This window comes from Muriicola marianensis, from assembly GCF_014638095.1.
GTDB classification, from domain to species: Bacteria; Bacteroidota; Bacteroidia; order Flavobacteriales; family Flavobacteriaceae; genus Muriicola; species Muriicola marianensis.
The window spans coordinates 2,059,443-2,074,145 of sequence record NZ_BMFH01000001.1; the positions used below are offsets into that span (position 1 = coordinate 2,059,443).

Consider the following 14,703-nt stretch of genomic DNA (forward strand, 5'->3'; position numbering starts at 1 on the left):
AAAGCCTTCTTATTTACAATGTGAAGATATATCTTTGCAGCCGGAAAAAAGGTGCCATATAAACGAGTAAAATGGCTGAGAATTTCCCTAATAGATAAAACTATAAGAATGGCTAAAGTAACTGGTAAAGTCTCTCAGATCATCGGACCGGTGATAGACGTTGAATTCGCTTCCGGGACCGACCTCCCGAAAATTTATGATTCTCTCGAAATCACCAGGGGTGATGGAACCATCCTCGTCCTGGAGGTACAATCTCACATAGGGGAGAACAGCGTGCGTGCAATTTCCATGGACTCCACTGACGGATTGAGCAGGGGAGTTGAAGTGGTAGCTACCGGTAAAGCCATTCAGATGCCTATAGGCGAAGATATTTACGGAAGGCTGTTCAACGTGATCGGTGACGCTATCGACGGGATAGGGAACCTGCCCAAAGAAGGGAAGAACGGCCTCCCCATCCACAGGGAAGCTCCCAAATTTGAGGATCTCTCCACCTCTACTGAGGTTCTCTACACCGGGATCAAGGTGATCGACCTTATCGAGCCCTATGCAAAAGGGGGTAAGATCGGTCTCTTTGGAGGTGCCGGGGTTGGTAAGACCGTACTCATCCAGGAGCTCATCAATAACATCGCAAAAGGACACGGAGGACTCTCTGTATTTGCAGGAGTGGGAGAACGTACCCGTGAAGGGAATGACCTCCTGAGAGAGATGCTCGAATCCGGGATTATCAAATACGGGGATAAATTCCTCCATTCCATGGAAGAAGGCGGATGGGACCTTTCTAAAGTAGATAAGAAAGCCATGAAGGAATCCAAAGCCACCTTCGTATTCGGTCAGATGAACGAGCCACCGGGAGCCCGTGCGAGGGTAGCACTTTCCGGACTTACCATTGCTGAGTACTTCCGTGACGGTTCCGGAGAAGGTCAGGGAAAAGATGTACTTTTCTTCGTTGATAACATCTTCCGTTTTACCCAGGCAGGTTCTGAGGTATCGGCCCTTCTCGGACGTATGCCTTCCGCGGTAGGATACCAGCCTACCCTGGCTACTGAGATGGGAGCAATGCAGGAAAGGATCACCTCTACCAAAAGAGGATCCATTACCTCGGTTCAGGCGGTTTATGTACCTGCGGATGACCTGACAGACCCTGCTCCGGCGACCACCTTCGCCCACCTTGATGCGACTACCGTATTGTCCCGTAAGATCGCAGAGCTGGGGATTTATCCGGCAGTAGATCCACTGGATTCCACTTCCAGGATCCTCACCCCGGAGATCCTCGGGAAGGATCACTACGCCTGTGCACAACGAGTTAAGGAGCTTCTCCAGCGCTATAAAGAGCTTCAGGATATCATCGCCATCCTCGGAATGGAAGAACTTTCCGAAGAGGACAAACTGGCTGTCGGCCGGGCAAGGAGGGTACAGCGTTTCCTCTCTCAGCCCTTCCACGTGGCAGAGCAGTTTACAGGTATCCCCGGAGTACTGGTAGATATAAAAGACACCATCAAAGGCTTCAACATGATCATGGACGGTAAACTGGATCACCTTCCTGAATCTGCCTTTAACCTCAAGGGTACCATAGAGGAAGCTATTGAGGCCGGTGAGAAAATGCTGGCAGAAGCCTAAGATATCCTGAAGGAAAGTAAGAGAATAAGAAGTTTTAGCAGATGCATTTAGAAATCGTATCCCCGGAAGCCACTTTGTTTGAAGGAAATGTCACTTCGGTGACCGTACCCGGACTAAACGGTGAATTCCAGGTGCTCGACAATCACGCACCTATTGTTTCCCTCTTACAGCAGGGCCTGGTTAAGATCGGGGGAGACATCACCATAGATGAGGAGCACGAGGCCAGGTTTAATAAAGCGGCCGATGGAAAGATGACCTTGTCTATAAGCAGTGGAACCATGGAGATGAACGATAATAAGGTAATTGTTCTGGTCGACTAACTTCTTGTACTTTAAAGTATAATTAAATACCAGTCCCTCCCATCGGACTGGTATTTTTTTAGTACCCGGAAGCCAATGGCCAGATGGGCCTCCAGGGATCTGCGGTTGCGGCCATCCACTTCGGTGACGATAAGATCGAACTCTTCGCGCAAAACTTCCTTCATGGTCCGGTACAACTCACGAAAAATACCTTTCTTCCTGTAGTCCTTGTCAATACAGACCTGGCCCATGACTATATAGGTCTTGTCTGGAGGTAAGTTTGACCTGACCTGATCGAACATCGATCTGAGGATGGGGATTTCGGCGGAGAAGGAGGGATGCATACACAGGGCATAACCCACAACCCGATCATCAGCCCTGGCTACGATATGGGGACAGACTTCGTTCATTTTACCGAGGAGTTCGGGGGTATGCCTGACCGTAAGGAACCCCTCCTGCTCGCGGATTTTATCCGTGAGTTGGTCAGGTAAGTTCTTTACCTGCAATTCCAGGATCTCCCTGAGGTCTTTTTCAGTCCTCGCCCTTCCGTATACGACAGACATTTCTAAAAGGTGTTGTGCTTGCGGTTTCGCAATTTCAAGATAACATTTATTCATCTAAATACTACCTTTGAAATATGGATGGATTTCCGAAAAAACTGGGGCAGAAGCTGCAGGAGAGGAGGGAGGAGAATACACTCCGAGAATTGAAGCTCCTCTCGTCAAAAACCGATTTTGTCAGCAATGATTACCTGGGGATGGCCCGTGAGGAGACCGTATTCCGAGGTGCCACCGGTATCCTGGAGTCTATGGGTATGTTGCGAAACGGGTCTACCGGATCCCGTTTGCTTTCAGGGAATTCTCCACTCCATGAAAAAACGGAAGCGGTCCTGGCCGGACTTTATGGGGCAGAGAGTGCCCTGATCTTCAACTCGGGTTACGACGCCAACCTCGGACTCTTTTCCTGTGTACCTCAGAGGGATGATGTAGTCCTCTACGATGAATATATACATGCCAGTATGAGGGATGGTATTCGCATGGGACTTGCCAAAAGCTACAAATACAGGCATAATGACCTGGATCACCTCAGGGAACTACTGCTTCGACTGAGGAAAGAAGGGGATAAAGACTCCCAATTTTACCTGGCCACAGAGGCGGTTTTCTCTATGGATGGGGATCAACCGGATCTGGATTCCCTGATCAAACTTTGCGATGAATTCCGGTGCAGGCTTATACTGGACGAGGCACATGCCATATTGGGAATAGACAGGACCCTGGGAGATCTCGCCGATCAGGAGACGGTCAGGCGGGTGGTCTTCGCGAGGATCGCGACCTTTGGCAAGGCCATGGGCGTACAGGGAGCCGCAGTGCTAGGTAGCCCACAGTTAAGATCCTACCTGGTCAATTTTGCGCGAAGCTTTATCTATTCCACAGCCCTGCCTCCCATGAGTGTAGCTGCGGTACTCTTCGCATGTGAACAGATAAATAAAGAAGAATACCTCCGAAAGAAGGAAAGGCTCAGGTCTAATATCGAGATGTTTCTGAAAATTAGGGACGATCTTGGTCTTCGGGAAAGGTTTATTCCCAGCAGGTCGGCCATACACTCCTGTGTGATCCCGGGCAATTCCGGTGTGAAGCGCGTGTCCGAAGATTTAAATAGGAAAGGGTACAATGTATTACCCATCCTTTCCCCCACCGTGCCCTCCGGGCAAGAGAGGATACGATTCTGCCTGCACAGTTTCAATTCCCGGGATGAAATAAAGGAAGTATTGAGTATCTTGGCCCGTGCCATTGAAGAGAACGTCCATGCCTGAAAAATTCTATACCCTCGGTGCCTTTGAGTTTCCGGCCGACGTGCAGGTCATCAAGGGCAGGCTTGAGGCCGAAGGGATCTACGTGTATCTCAGGGATGAGAATTTTTTAAATACTGATCCCCTGGTAAGTCAGGCTGTGGGAGGAGTCAAGCTACAGGTCTATACGCGCGACAAGGACAGGGCGATTGAGATCTACGACGAATTCAGGAGATACGCCATTGATGATAAGGGAAATCCAGTGACATGTCCCAACTGCAAAGCCCAGCGCTCGGAAGCCTACTATGCCAGAAAAGGCTTCTATCACAAACTCTTCCCTTTCTTCGAAAAGAAAAAATACAGATGCCTTAAATGCGGCATGATCACAAAACCCCAATAGACCGTGAAGAGAATATTTGTTACCGGGATCTCAACTGAGGTCGGAAAGACCATTGCCTCAGCCATCCTCGTGGAAGCCCTGCTGGCCGATTACTGGAAGCCTGTACAGGCAGGAGACCTCGACCATTCTGACAGTCATAAGGTCAGGAACCTGATCAGCAACCCCAAGACAGTGATCCATCAAAACAGCTATGCGTTGAAGACACCAATGAGTCCGCATGCAGCTGCCGGGATCGACGGGATCAGAATCGATTTAGATCAGATCACGGAACCGGATACAGAGAATCACTTGGTGATAGAGGGAGCGGGCGGACTACTGGTTCCTCTGAACGATAATGATACGATCGCAGACCTGATCAAACCCGATTACAAGGTGGTAGTGGTCTCAAGACATTACCTGGGGAGTATCAACCATTCCCTCCTGACCATCGAGGCCCTCAGAGCGAGGGGAATTGAACCCGTTATCCTGTTCAGCGGGAACGAACACCCGACCACTGAGAGCATCATATTGTCCAAGACTGGAGTGCAATGTGTCGGGAGGATCTCCGAGGAAGGGAATTTTGACAAGGAGACCATCCGCAAATACGCTACTATGTTCAGGGAGGCATTAATGGCCCTTTAGGCGGGTAAAAATCTCGGCTCTTCCCACTGTGCCTGCAAGGCGGTAGTGGTCAGATAAATAAGATCTCACATAGGCATCTTCCTCCACGTATTCCTTGTCGAATACAGATTTTTCTTTCCTGGTGACCACGGTTTTCGGTTTGAGAGAATCCAGGAGGTATTCCAATTCTTCCAGAGCATTTTTCCTGGGATTTTCAAAATAGGGATAAAGAGCCTGCCTGCAGATATTGCTGGGATGGGTCGCTGCCTTTGACGGGGGCGAGGCATCGAGGATCCAGTAGCCTATATGGTACTCAAAAAAAAGGACATCTTCGGAATTCAGTTTTTGTTCCCTGATAAAATCCGGAACAGTAAATCCTTCCCCATTATAATAAGTCCCGTGCTTTCTTTTATTGTCGATGATATTGGCCAGTTCTATATAGGATTCAACCGGCAGTGAAACAGCAAGGAAGAGAGCCAAAGGATAGTAAATCTGTCGGTGACGCAAAGCATGTGAGAGGGCGATACCCAGCAGGATGAGGAGCATGGGATAGAGTTGCATCAGGTAATGCCCATTCACTTTCCCGCTTTTCAGGAAGGAAAATACGACCCCGGCGAGAACCGCGGTCAGCAGGAGCACTTTGGGATCTGAGAAATCGATCCACTTTTTTTTCCAGCATATCATCCCGAATAACAACAAGACAGCTACCAAAGGCAGCACGTTCAAAACAGAGCTTTGCAGGTCATTGGAGTAGGCCAACGGGGCCCTGATCACAGAATCCATCCAGACCTCAGGGATCCCTGATGCCAGATAGGGCAGGAAAGTGGCAACGACAGGGAGTATGATCCCTGATCCCAAAAATACTATTCGTACAAATCCTCTTCGCGCCTTGCGCTCGAATATGGATATTCCAAAGACCCAAAGGAGCATCCCGATCACGGCATAGGCCAGGTTGAGTTTCATCATCAGGGATACGCCCAGCAATATACCTGCAATAAAAAACCATCCTGCCTTTCTGTGTTTCAGGAGTAAGAAGAGTGCCGGCATAAAGAACAGCATACTCAGGTGTTCGGACATCACACCCTGCAGGCTGCCGAATAGGCTCAAAAGGTAGACACAACCCAGGGAGGACCAGAAGCCGATTCGGGCCGAATACACTTCCTTCCCGGTCTTATAGGTATAAAATGAAACAACGGCTACAACGAGGGCGCCAAAAAATCTGATGGCGAGAAAACTCTTCCCAAAGATGTAAATGATCACCGAGAAGAAAAGAAATACCAGGGGTGGCTTCAGGTCCCACAACTGGGTATAAGGCAAATGTCCGTCTACCCAGGATTGTGCCATCAGGATGAATGTGCTTTCATCCCTGTCTATGTAGTCCCTGAAAAAAAAAGGAAAACGAAGGCAAACCGAGAGGAGGGCCAGACCTAAAAATACCTTACCATCCTTCAGATTCTGGTAATTAGGAATGAGAGATGTTATAAATTTGTGCGGCATGTCTTCCGGAGGATGTTCCTCCCCTGCAAGATATATAAATCAATGTTGCCTTAAAATAACAGGCTTGGAGAAACTTTCAGTCAGAGATAGAAAATACCTGTGGCACCCCCTTACCCAGCACAAGACCCAAGGGGACATGTTGGGGATCGTCAAAGCAAAGGGTGCTGTACTCACCGATGAGGAAGGAAAGGAATATATAGATGCGATCGCTTCCTGGTACACGGCTATGTACGGCCATTGTCATCCCGTGATCACTAAGGCTGTTTCGGAACAGATGAAAAAACTGGACCAGGTGGTATTCAGCGGTTTTACCCATCAACCCGCTATTGAACTATCGGAATCGCTGATGTCTGTGTTGCCTTACAATCAGCAAAAGCTGTTCTTTTCGGATAACGGTTCTACTGCTACCGAGATCGGTATCAAGATGGCCCTTCAGTATTTTCACAACCTGGGCGAAAAAAGGAATGTGATGCTCGCCTTTGAGGAGGGATTCCATGGCGACACTTTCGGGGCCATGTCAGTATCGGGTCTTTCGGCCTATAACGGGCCCTTCGAGGAGCATTTTATTCGGGTAGAACGCATCCCGGTTCCCAATGACGACAACGTGGAGGAAGTTCTGGAATCAGTGGAGAAAAGGCTGAAGAAAAAAGACATAGCAGGATTTATTTACGAACCCCTTGTTCAGGGTGCTGCGGCCATGAAAATGCACAGACCTGAGCACCTTTGCCGCATTTTACGCCTGATGAAACTGGAGGGGGTGATCACTATTGCCGATGAGGTGATGACCGGTTTTGGAAAGACGGGAACGTGTTTTGCCTCTGAACAGGTAACTGTCAAGCCGGAGATCATCTGCCTTTCCAAGGCGCTTACGGCGGGGCTCCTCCCTATGGCGATTACCAGCTGTTCGAAAAAAGTTTATGACGCTTTTTACGATGATGCCGTACACAAAGGCTTTTTTCACGGTCATACCTATACCGCCAACCCCCTGGCCTGTACCGCTGCCCTGGCTGCCCTTGAGTTGTTTCGATCCGATGAGATGCAGGGGAATATCAAGAGGATTATACGAAGACATAAGGAATTCGACTGCAGGATCAAGGACCACCCCAGAGTAGCTTCTACCCGCCAGACCGGGGTAATCTATGCCATCGATCTCACACTCAACACGGATCGCTACGGATCCCTGAGAGACAGGCTGTATTCGTATTTCATGGACCAGGGCATCTTTTTACGGCCGCTGGGTAACACCATATATCTCCTGCCCCCTTATGTGATAAGTGATACTGAGCTCGACAGAGTCTACCGAGCCATCGAAGGATGCCTTGAGCTCGACTTATAGCACATACATTTTAATTTCCTGAAACATTGAGCTCCCGGGAGGGGAGAATAAAAAGAGATAAGCCTTATTTTTGACCCTTTGAAGATGGCATTAAAAACACCGGTATCCATTGTTGCAATAGAATCCCTTTCGGCCCTGGGAATGGGAAGGGAGAAGGTCTGGTCGGCCTATTTGTCCCACAAGCACGGGATAGAGGAAAGATCTTTTCCGGGAGAAAAGGCATGGGTAGCGCCGATCTCGCCGGAATACAGTGATTCCCTGGAAGAGGTAAGGAGATCCCAATCGCATTACAGGAAGCTGGATGAGACCGTCATTTTCGCCCTGACTGTTTCCAGAAAGGTGGTGCGCTCAGCCCGATGGGATAAAAATGATAATTTTGGGATCAATATCGGCTCTTCGAGAGGGGCTACCGGGATCTTTGAATCCCACCACGGGCAATTCCTCCAGGAAGGGACCACTTCTCCCTGGACCTCCCCTGTGACCACCTTGGGGAACATTTCTTCTTGGGTCGCCCATGATTTGCAGACCACGGGTCCAGAAATATCACATTCTATAACCTGCTCTACTGCCTTGCATGCACTGCTTAACGGGGTGGCCTGGATACAGGGCGGGATGGCAGACCGATTCCTTGTCGGCGGTAGTGAAGCCCCCCTTACGCCCTTTACCGTGGCTCAGATGAAGGCATTAAAGATCTATGCCAAATCAGGGGGACCATTCCCATGCCGGGCCCTGGACCTCAATAAGGATGAGAACACCATGGTTCTTGGGGAAGGCGCAGTGATGGCCTGTCTGGAAGCCGGGAATTCCGCAGAAAGTCTGGCACTGATCGATGGAGTCGGCTACTCCACTGAGATCCTTGAATCTTCGGTTTCTATCAGTACAGAGGCCGATTGTTTTCAGAGGTCGATGCAGATGGCCTTGGGCGACTTGCATGCTTCGGAAGTTGATGCTGTGGTCATGCATGCCCCAGGGACGATCAAAGGGGATGAGTCTGAATTTCGGGCTGTTGAGAAGGTATTCGGTCAGGACACCCCATTGCTCACTTCTAACAAATGGATGATAGGGCATACCCTGGGGGCGTCAGGTATGCTGAGTTTGGAACTGGCTGTTCTGATGCTGCAGCATCAGGTCTTCATTCCGTTGCCTTATAGCGGGGACAAGCCCATGTCAAAAAGTCTGAACAGGATCTTGGTCAACGCCGTGGGCTTCGGGGGGAATGCAGTGAGCATCCTGTTAAAAAGGCCGTAGTGAATTAAGAAGAGGGATATCCGGGAGAATATGATATGTATTTGACAGGATTCTCTATTTTTGAGGGGGCTTTAAATCAAATAGATGAAAGAAATACGACATAATTGGACAAAAGAAGAGATCGTGGATATCTACCGGATGCCACTGATGGAACTGCTCTACAGAGCAGCCACTGTACATCGTGAATATCACGATCCCAACAAAGTTCAGGTTTCCACCTTGCTCTCCATAAAAACCGGGGGCTGTCCCGAGGACTGCGGGTATTGCCCACAGGCAGCCCGTTATCATACGGATATTGAAGGAAACGATCTGATGAGTGTATCGCAGGTAAAAGCCCAGGCCCTTCGCGCCAAGGCTTCCGGTAGTTCAAGGGTCTGTATGGGCGCCGCCTGGAGGAATGTGAAGGACGGACCTGAATTTGACCAGGTACTGGAGATGGTACGCACCATCAACAAGCTCGACATGGAGGTCTGCTGTACTCTTGGGATGCTCACCGAAAACCAGGCCAAACGCCTGGCAGAAGCCGGACTGTACGCATACAATCACAACCTGGATACCTCTGAGGACTATTATAAGGATGTGATCTCAACAAGGGCCTATAAAGACAGGCTGGATACCATAGACAATGTCAGGAAAAGCAATGTAACGGTTTGCAGCGGGGGAATCATAGGGATGGGAGAAAAACTGGAAGACAGGGCGGGAATGCTGGTTGCCCTGTCGACCCTGGATCCCCAGCCTGAATCTGTGCCGATCAATGCCCTGGTGGCGGTAGAAGGTACACCCATGGAAGATATGGAGCCTGTTCCTATCTGGGATATGATACGCATGGTGGCTACCACGCGAATCGTTATGCCCCGGACACAGGTAAGACTTTCAGCTGGCCGTACCGGAATGAGCAGGGAAGGGCAGGCCATGTGTTTCTTTGCAGGAGCCAACTCTATCTTTGCCGGTGATAAATTGCTCACTACCCCCAATCCGGATGTGAATGAGGATATGGAGATGTTCCGACTTCTGGGACTGGAACCTCAGGCAGCATTCGAAAAGATGCCTCAGCCCAAAACCGTGGAACAGGCAGACTCAAAATTCGAGTCGAAAGGAGAGAAGCCTAAATGGACCCGGCCCGGACATCAGATCGAAAGAAATGAGATAGCCAGGCAACAGGCAAAGTCCTGATACGAGCTGTTTAACCAGCCTTGAATAGTATCAATCAACGGTTTGATCTGATTTTTTACCTTTGATGAATTGATTAATCAGGTATTGAGTTGAAACTGAAAGAGATACCCCGGGTTGGATCACTGACCAAAGAACAATTCCTCAGGGACTTTCTGGGACCCCAGAAACCTGTGGTACTGACAGATAGTATCCGGGACTGGCCCGCCTATTCAAAGTGGGACTTCGATTATATCCGTAAGGTGGCCGGCGAAAAGACTGTGCCCTTATACGACAACAGGCCGGTAGATCATAAGGAAGGGTTTAATCAGCCTCACGCCACCATGAAGATGAAGGAGTATCTCGACCTTCTTCAGAAAGAACCCACCAAATACAGGATTTTTCTTTGGAACGTGATGAAGGAGGTGCCTGAACTGCAAAAGGATTTTTCATTCCCCGACTTTGGCATACCCCTGATGAAGGGATTACCCATGTTGTTCTTCGGGGGAAGGGATTCCTATACCTTCATGCATTATGATATCGATCTGGCAAACATCTTTCATTTTCATTTTGCGGGCAGAAAGGAATGTATCCTGTTTCCTCAAAGTGAAAATAAATACCTGTATAAAATACCACACTCCCTAATCACACACGAGTCTATAGACTTCTCAGACCCAGATTACAATCAATGGCCTGGTCTCCGGCACGCCACCGGTTACCGGACGTATCTGGAGCACGGGGAAGTACTCTATATGCCCGAGGGCTACTGGCATTATATGAAGTACGTGACCCCAGGATTCTCCATGAGCCTGAGATCGGTAGCCAGAAATCCGTTAAATCTCAGTAAGGCGGTCTACAACGTGGTATTTATGCGGCATTTCGACAACGGGATGAGGCGTATACGGGGCAAGAAGTGGATAGACTGGAAGAATCGAAAGGCCATTGAACGCACAGAAAAGGTGCTCAAAACCATGCCTTCCTAAGACTCAACCCGGAGGAAAAAGGTCTTCCAGCTGGTCATAGATCCTGGAGCTTTCCCATCCCCGGTAAAGCAGGTAATCGTAAAGCTTTTTTTTCTGCAAGCGGGGGTCAAGGCCCTTCAACTGTGTAAGACGCTTTCTGGCGAGGTCACGGAGCGTATCGGAATATTCACTGTTATCCAATTCCTCCAGGGCCAGCCTGATGATAAAAGGAGAAATATCCCTTTTCTTTAATTCTCTTGTGATCCTTACACGGCCCCATTTTTTAATCCGGAATTTACCCCTGGCAAAACTCCTGGCAAAACGCTCCTCATTGAGAAATCCATGGTTGATTAAATGCGCCATGATCTTATCCATGGCTTCCGGGATCATGCGCATTTCCCTCAATTTGCCCAGTACTTCCTGATGGCAACGGTCCTGGTAGGCACAATACCTTTCCATTTTTTTGGTGGCCTCAGAGACCGTAAATGAAGGTCTTTTCTGCATGGCGTAAAATTAATAAAACAAAAAAAGCGGCTTCTGCTGAAGCCGCTTTTTATATGAGATCTTTCCCATTCTTGTCTTTAAAATGGTACTCGAGGTAGGTATAGGCATCCCTGGGTTGGATCTTGATCCATTTTTTGTGTTCCAGGAACCATTTGGACCTGATCGATGGAAAACCTTTGGTCAGATACGCCGCGATAAAAGGGTGCGTATTGAGCACGATACCTTTTTCATTCTTGGAGTTCTTTAAAAGATGTTCAAGATCTACATTGATCTTTTCGATCAGCACTATGGGAGCTTCCACCTCCTGATTACTGCCACTGGGGTTCTCCTCAGTGGTCTTGATGTTTATTTCCGGCCTTACCCTTTGGCGCGTGATCTGCACCAGTCCGAATTTACTCGGGGGAAGGATTTTATGCTTCGCCCTATCGTCCTTCATCTCTTTCCTGAGATGATCGAAGAGTTTCCTTCGGTGATCGGATTTTACCATATCGATAAAATCGACCACGATGATGCCCCCCATATCCCTCAGACGCAATTGTCTGGCGATCTCGGAGGCGGCGAGCATATTTACCTCTAAAGCGGTGTCTTCCTGGTTGTTGGCCTTGTTAGACCGGTTCCCGCTATTCACGTCTATGACGTGAAGGGCCTCGGTATGCTCAATGACCAGATAGGCACCTTTGCTCATGGACGCGGTACGTCCGAAAGAGGTTTTGATCTGTCTTTCGATCCCGAATTTTTCAAAGATCGGAACCGAAGAACTGTACAACTTTACAATGGATTCTTTATCAGGTGCAATTTCATGCACATAATCCTTCAGTTGGGTATAAAGCGTTTCGTCATCTACGTGTATGCCCGTGAAAGTGTCATTAAAGACATCCCTTAAGATAGAGGAAGCTCTGTTGACTTCCACGAGGACTTTGGATGGGGTTGGCGCTTTGTACAATTTCTTACACATTGCTGTCCATTTGTTCAGCAAGTTCTGTAGATCCTTATCCAGTTCTGCGACTTTTTTGCCTTCTGCCACGGTCCTTATGATCACTCCAAACCCTTTTGGCTTGATGCTCTTCACGAGCCTCTTAAGCCGGTCTTTCTCCTTGTTGCTTTCAATTTTTTGTGAAACCGAAACGCGGTCAGAGAAAGGGACCATCACCAAATAGCGTCCGGCTATAGAAAGTTCGGAGCTAATTCGCGGTCCTTTGGTCGATATGGGTTCTTTTACGATCTGAACCAGCAGGGACTGATTCGCTTTCACCACCTGGTTGATGGATCCGTGCTTATCAATATCTTTTTCGAATGGAAAATTTTTAAGGGAATAATCCTTGAGTTTTCCCGTACTCACTTTCTTGATGAACTTCAACATACTGGACAGCTGCGGTCCCAGGTCATGGTAGTGCAAAAAGGCATCTTTTTCATAACCGACGTTGACAAAGGCAGCATTAAGGCCCGTTACAGGCTTCCTGATCTTCGCGAGGAGAATGTCTCCCACATTGAAATTATGATCGTTTTCGTCTTTGTGAAGTTCAATGAGTTTTCCATCTTTCAGTAAGGCAAAATCGACGGCGACGGAATTGGATCTTACGATTAATTCTCTATTCACCTGAATCAATTTATATCCCGCTAATGCAGGATGGATTAAACATTAGTTGTTACAGGTTTTGTAACCCGTCGAAATCCTTTTAGAATTTCTATGTCAATGAACGTATTAAAATGAAAAAGTAGTTTCAGCAACTACTTCTTCTTGTGGCGGTTGGCTCTTCTGCGTTTCTTACGCTTGTGTGTGGCCACCTTGTGTCTTTTTCTTTTTTTACCACTCGGCATAAAACTCTGCTTTTATTTCGGTTATTACTTTACTTCTACGTTGCTTTTTACTCCCTCAACAAAAACCTTAGCTGGCTTAAATGCCGGAATGTTGTGAGCAGGTATTTTAATGGTAGTATTCTTTGAGATATTCCTACCCGTCTTCTCCGCACGCGTCTTGATAATAAAGCTACCAAAACCTCTCAGGTACACATTGTCTCCGTTCTCGAGTGATGATTTGACCTCTTCCATAAAGGTTTCAACTGTTGCTTGAACATCACCTTTTTCAATTCCCAATTTTTCTGAGATCTTCGATACGATATCTGCTTTCGTCATGTTTATGTTTACTTAAACTGTTATTTTTCAGGCTTGCAAATATATAAATATTATTCATTCTTTTGTCCTAATGAACTAATTTTAAGTCTTTAAAAACTTACTTTTGGGCTCTTTTGAGGCATGACCCATTTTTCCAAAACCGTACTGCATTGGTATTCCCAAAATAAGAGGGACCTTCCATGGCGAGGCTCTTCGGATCCATATAAAATATGGCTGTCGGAGATCATCCTGCAACAGACCCGTATAAACCAGGGTCTGCCTTATTATCTGAAATTTGTCGAGGCGTACCCCACGGTATCGGATCTCGCCTCCGCTTCCGAAACAGAGGTCCTGAAACTCTGGCAGGGCCTGGGATATTATTCCAGGGCCCGTAATATGCACGCTGCAGCCAGGACGGTCGAGAATGAATTCAACGGAATCTTTCCTTCAACCTATAAAGAACTCATCCAACTCAAAGGAGTAGGGGACTATACGGCAAGTGCCATAGCATCCATTTGTTCAGGGGAACCGACCCCGGTAGTCGATGGGAATGTCTACAGAGTCCTGTCGCGTTATTTCGGGGTGGATACTCCCATCAATTCTTCCCGGGGGGCGAAATATTTTAAAAAACTCGCCACAGAGGTGATGGAACCCTTGGATATTGGAGAATACAACCAGGCCATTATGGAATTTGGAGCCATTCAGTGCAAACCTCAAAGTCCAGCCTGTGAAGCATGTCCGCTCAACTCAGGTTGTCTGGCCCTGAAACAGAGGAGAGTATCCGAACTGCCGGTCAAACTCAGAAAACAAAAAGTGAAGACCCGATATTTCAATTATATGGTCTACAGGGATCCAAAAAACAGGACCCTGCTTCATAAAAGAACTGAAAAAGGCATATGGCAGCATTTGTACGAGTTTCCATTGATTGAATCGGATCGGTTGCTGGAGCCTGAAGAGGTCTACGAAATATTGGAAAAGGATGACCATCCCCAGGGCGCGATCTCTCTCTGGAAGGAAAACCCCGTCGTACATAAACTATCCCATCAACACCTGATCACCAGGTTTTGGATCGTTGAACTGAAAAAGGAAATATCCCAAGGTATATCCCCGGAGAAACTGGATGAATATCCGGTTCCTGTATTGGTCTCCGAATTCCTCCGAACATATAAAAATTCGTACTTTTGAATTAA

The 14,703-nt window shown here is 47.9% G+C and carries 15 protein-coding genes; 10 read left to right on the forward strand and 5 right to left on the reverse strand.

Annotated features, from left to right (window positions below; translation table 11 throughout):
- Positions 1 to 108: 108 nt before the first annotated feature.
- Entirely contained in the window at positions 109 to 1,617 is a 1,509-nt protein-coding gene (gene atpD / locus IEV19_RS09305; protein ID WP_188370380.1) for a F0F1 ATP synthase subunit beta, read from the forward strand.
- A gap of 41 nt (positions 1,618 to 1,658) precedes the next feature.
- Positions 1,659 to 1,937: a F0F1 ATP synthase subunit delta/epsilon gene (locus IEV19_RS09310; RefSeq protein WP_188370381.1), complete on the forward strand. Its 279-nt coding sequence runs from the start codon at positions 1,659 to 1,661 to the stop codon at positions 1,935 to 1,937.
- 11 nt (positions 1,938 to 1,948) lie between these two features.
- Here the strand turns inward: IEV19_RS09310 and IEV19_RS09315 are convergent, their stop codons facing one another.
- Positions 1,949 to 2,479: a GNAT family N-acetyltransferase gene (locus IEV19_RS09315; protein ID WP_188370382.1), complete on the reverse strand. Its 531-nt coding sequence runs from the start codon at positions 2,477 to 2,479 to the stop codon at positions 1,949 to 1,951.
- Between the two features lie 74 nt (positions 2,480 to 2,553).
- Here IEV19_RS09315 and IEV19_RS09320 point away from each other — a divergent pair, with 74 nt between their 5' ends.
- From IEV19_RS09320 to bioD, 3 genes are read left to right on the forward strand one after another with little or no spacing between them, the layout of a single operon-like run.
- A complete protein-coding gene (locus tag IEV19_RS09320; RefSeq protein ID WP_188370383.1) occupies positions 2,554 to 3,729 on the forward strand; it encodes an aminotransferase class I/II-fold pyridoxal phosphate-dependent enzyme in 1,176 nt (391 codons plus the stop codon).
- Positions 3,722 to 4,105, forward strand: a complete 384-nt coding sequence (locus IEV19_RS09325) for a putative signal transducing protein (RefSeq protein WP_188370384.1) — start codon at positions 3,722 to 3,724, stop codon at positions 4,103 to 4,105. The genes IEV19_RS09320 and IEV19_RS09325 overlap by 8 nt, the downstream gene beginning before the upstream one ends.
- 3 nt (positions 4,106 to 4,108) lie before the next feature.
- Positions 4,109 to 4,726 (forward strand): dethiobiotin synthase, encoded by a 618-nt coding sequence (gene bioD / locus IEV19_RS09330; RefSeq protein ID WP_188370385.1) that lies wholly within the window; start codon positions 4,109 to 4,111, stop codon positions 4,724 to 4,726.
- Here the strand turns inward: bioD and IEV19_RS09335 are convergent.
- Positions 4,712 to 6,202: an ArnT family glycosyltransferase gene (locus IEV19_RS09335; protein ID WP_188370386.1), complete on the reverse strand. Its 1,491-nt coding sequence runs from the start codon at positions 6,200 to 6,202 to the stop codon at positions 4,712 to 4,714. The genes bioD and IEV19_RS09335 overlap by 15 nt on opposite strands.
- 64 nt (positions 6,203 to 6,266) lie before the next feature.
- Between IEV19_RS09335 and bioA the strand changes: the two genes are divergently transcribed.
- From bioA to IEV19_RS09355, 4 genes are all read left to right on the forward strand, one after another.
- Entirely contained in the window at positions 6,267 to 7,538 is a 1,272-nt protein-coding gene (bioA, locus tag IEV19_RS09340) for an adenosylmethionine--8-amino-7-oxononanoate transaminase (protein ID WP_229732524.1), read from the forward strand.
- An 84-nt stretch (positions 7,539 to 7,622) separates the two neighbouring features.
- Positions 7,623 to 8,786 carry a beta-ketoacyl synthase N-terminal-like domain-containing protein gene (locus IEV19_RS09345; RefSeq protein WP_188370388.1) on the forward strand — a complete coding sequence of 388 codons (1,164 nt, stop codon included), beginning with the start codon at positions 7,623 to 7,625 and terminating at the stop codon, positions 8,784 to 8,786.
- An 84-nt stretch (positions 8,787 to 8,870) separates the two neighbouring features.
- The gene (gene bioB, locus IEV19_RS09350) at positions 8,871 to 9,959 is read left to right on the forward strand and encodes a biotin synthase BioB (protein ID WP_188370389.1); all 1,089 of its coding nucleotides are present in this window, start codon (positions 8,871 to 8,873) and stop codon (positions 9,957 to 9,959) included.
- An 89-nt stretch (positions 9,960 to 10,048) separates the two neighbouring features.
- Entirely contained in the window at positions 10,049 to 10,918 is an 870-nt protein-coding gene (locus IEV19_RS09355) for a cupin-like domain-containing protein (protein WP_188370390.1), read from the forward strand.
- Between the two features lie 3 nt (positions 10,919 to 10,921).
- Here the strand turns inward: IEV19_RS09355 and IEV19_RS09360 are convergent, their stop codons facing one another.
- From IEV19_RS09360 to IEV19_RS09370, 3 genes are all read right to left on the reverse strand, one after another.
- Positions 10,922 to 11,401 (reverse strand): regulatory protein RecX, encoded by a 480-nt coding sequence (locus IEV19_RS09360; protein ID WP_188370391.1) that lies wholly within the window; start codon positions 11,399 to 11,401, stop codon positions 10,922 to 10,924.
- A gap of 49 nt (positions 11,402 to 11,450) precedes the next feature.
- Positions 11,451 to 12,998, reverse strand: coding sequence for an Rne/Rng family ribonuclease (locus IEV19_RS09365; RefSeq protein WP_188370392.1), 1,548 nt, complete (start codon positions 12,996 to 12,998; stop codon positions 11,451 to 11,453).
- Positions 12,999 to 13,243: 245 nt separating this feature from the next.
- The gene (locus IEV19_RS09370) at positions 13,244 to 13,534 is read right to left on the reverse strand and encodes an HU family DNA-binding protein (RefSeq protein WP_129606118.1); all 291 of its coding nucleotides are present in this window, start codon (positions 13,532 to 13,534) and stop codon (positions 13,244 to 13,246) included.
- Positions 13,535 to 13,654: 120 nt separating this feature from the next.
- Between IEV19_RS09370 and mutY the strand changes: the two genes are divergently transcribed.
- Entirely contained in the window at positions 13,655 to 14,698 is a 1,044-nt protein-coding gene (mutY, locus tag IEV19_RS09375; RefSeq protein ID WP_188370393.1) for an A/G-specific adenine glycosylase, read from the forward strand.
- Positions 14,699 to 14,703 lie beyond the last annotated feature (5 nt).

Bases quoted from the DNA above. Each gene is read 5' to 3' on its own strand.
- atpD (WP_188370380.1), top strand. From the start codon at position 109: ATGGCTAAAGTAACTGGTAAAGTCTCTCAGATCATCGGACCGGTGATA.
- IEV19_RS09310 (WP_188370381.1), top strand. From the start codon at position 1,659: ATGCATTTAGAAATCGTATCCCCGGAAGCCACTTTGTTTGAAGGAAAT.
- IEV19_RS09315 (WP_188370382.1), bottom strand. From the start codon at position 2,479: ATGTCTGTCGTATACGGAAGGGCGAGGACTGAAAAAGACCTCAGGGAG.
- IEV19_RS09320 (WP_188370383.1), top strand. From the start codon at position 2,554: ATGGATGGATTTCCGAAAAAACTGGGGCAGAAGCTGCAGGAGAGGAGG.
- IEV19_RS09325 (WP_188370384.1), top strand. From the start codon at position 3,722: ATGCCTGAAAAATTCTATACCCTCGGTGCCTTTGAGTTTCCGGCCGAC.
- IEV19_RS09335 (WP_188370386.1), bottom strand. From the start codon at position 6,202: ATGCCGCACAAATTTATAACATCTCTCATTCCTAATTACCAGAATCTG.
- IEV19_RS09345 (WP_188370388.1), top strand. From the start codon at position 7,623: ATGGCATTAAAAACACCGGTATCCATTGTTGCAATAGAATCCCTTTCG.
- bioB (WP_188370389.1), top strand. From the start codon at position 8,871: ATGAAAGAAATACGACATAATTGGACAAAAGAAGAGATCGTGGATATC.
- IEV19_RS09360 (WP_188370391.1), bottom strand. From the start codon at position 11,401: ATGCAGAAAAGACCTTCATTTACGGTCTCTGAGGCCACCAAAAAAATG.
- IEV19_RS09370 (WP_129606118.1), bottom strand. From the start codon at position 13,534: ATGACGAAAGCAGATATCGTATCGAAGATCTCAGAAAAATTGGGAATT.
- mutY (WP_188370393.1), top strand. From the start codon at position 13,655: ATGACCCATTTTTCCAAAACCGTACTGCATTGGTATTCCCAAAATAAG.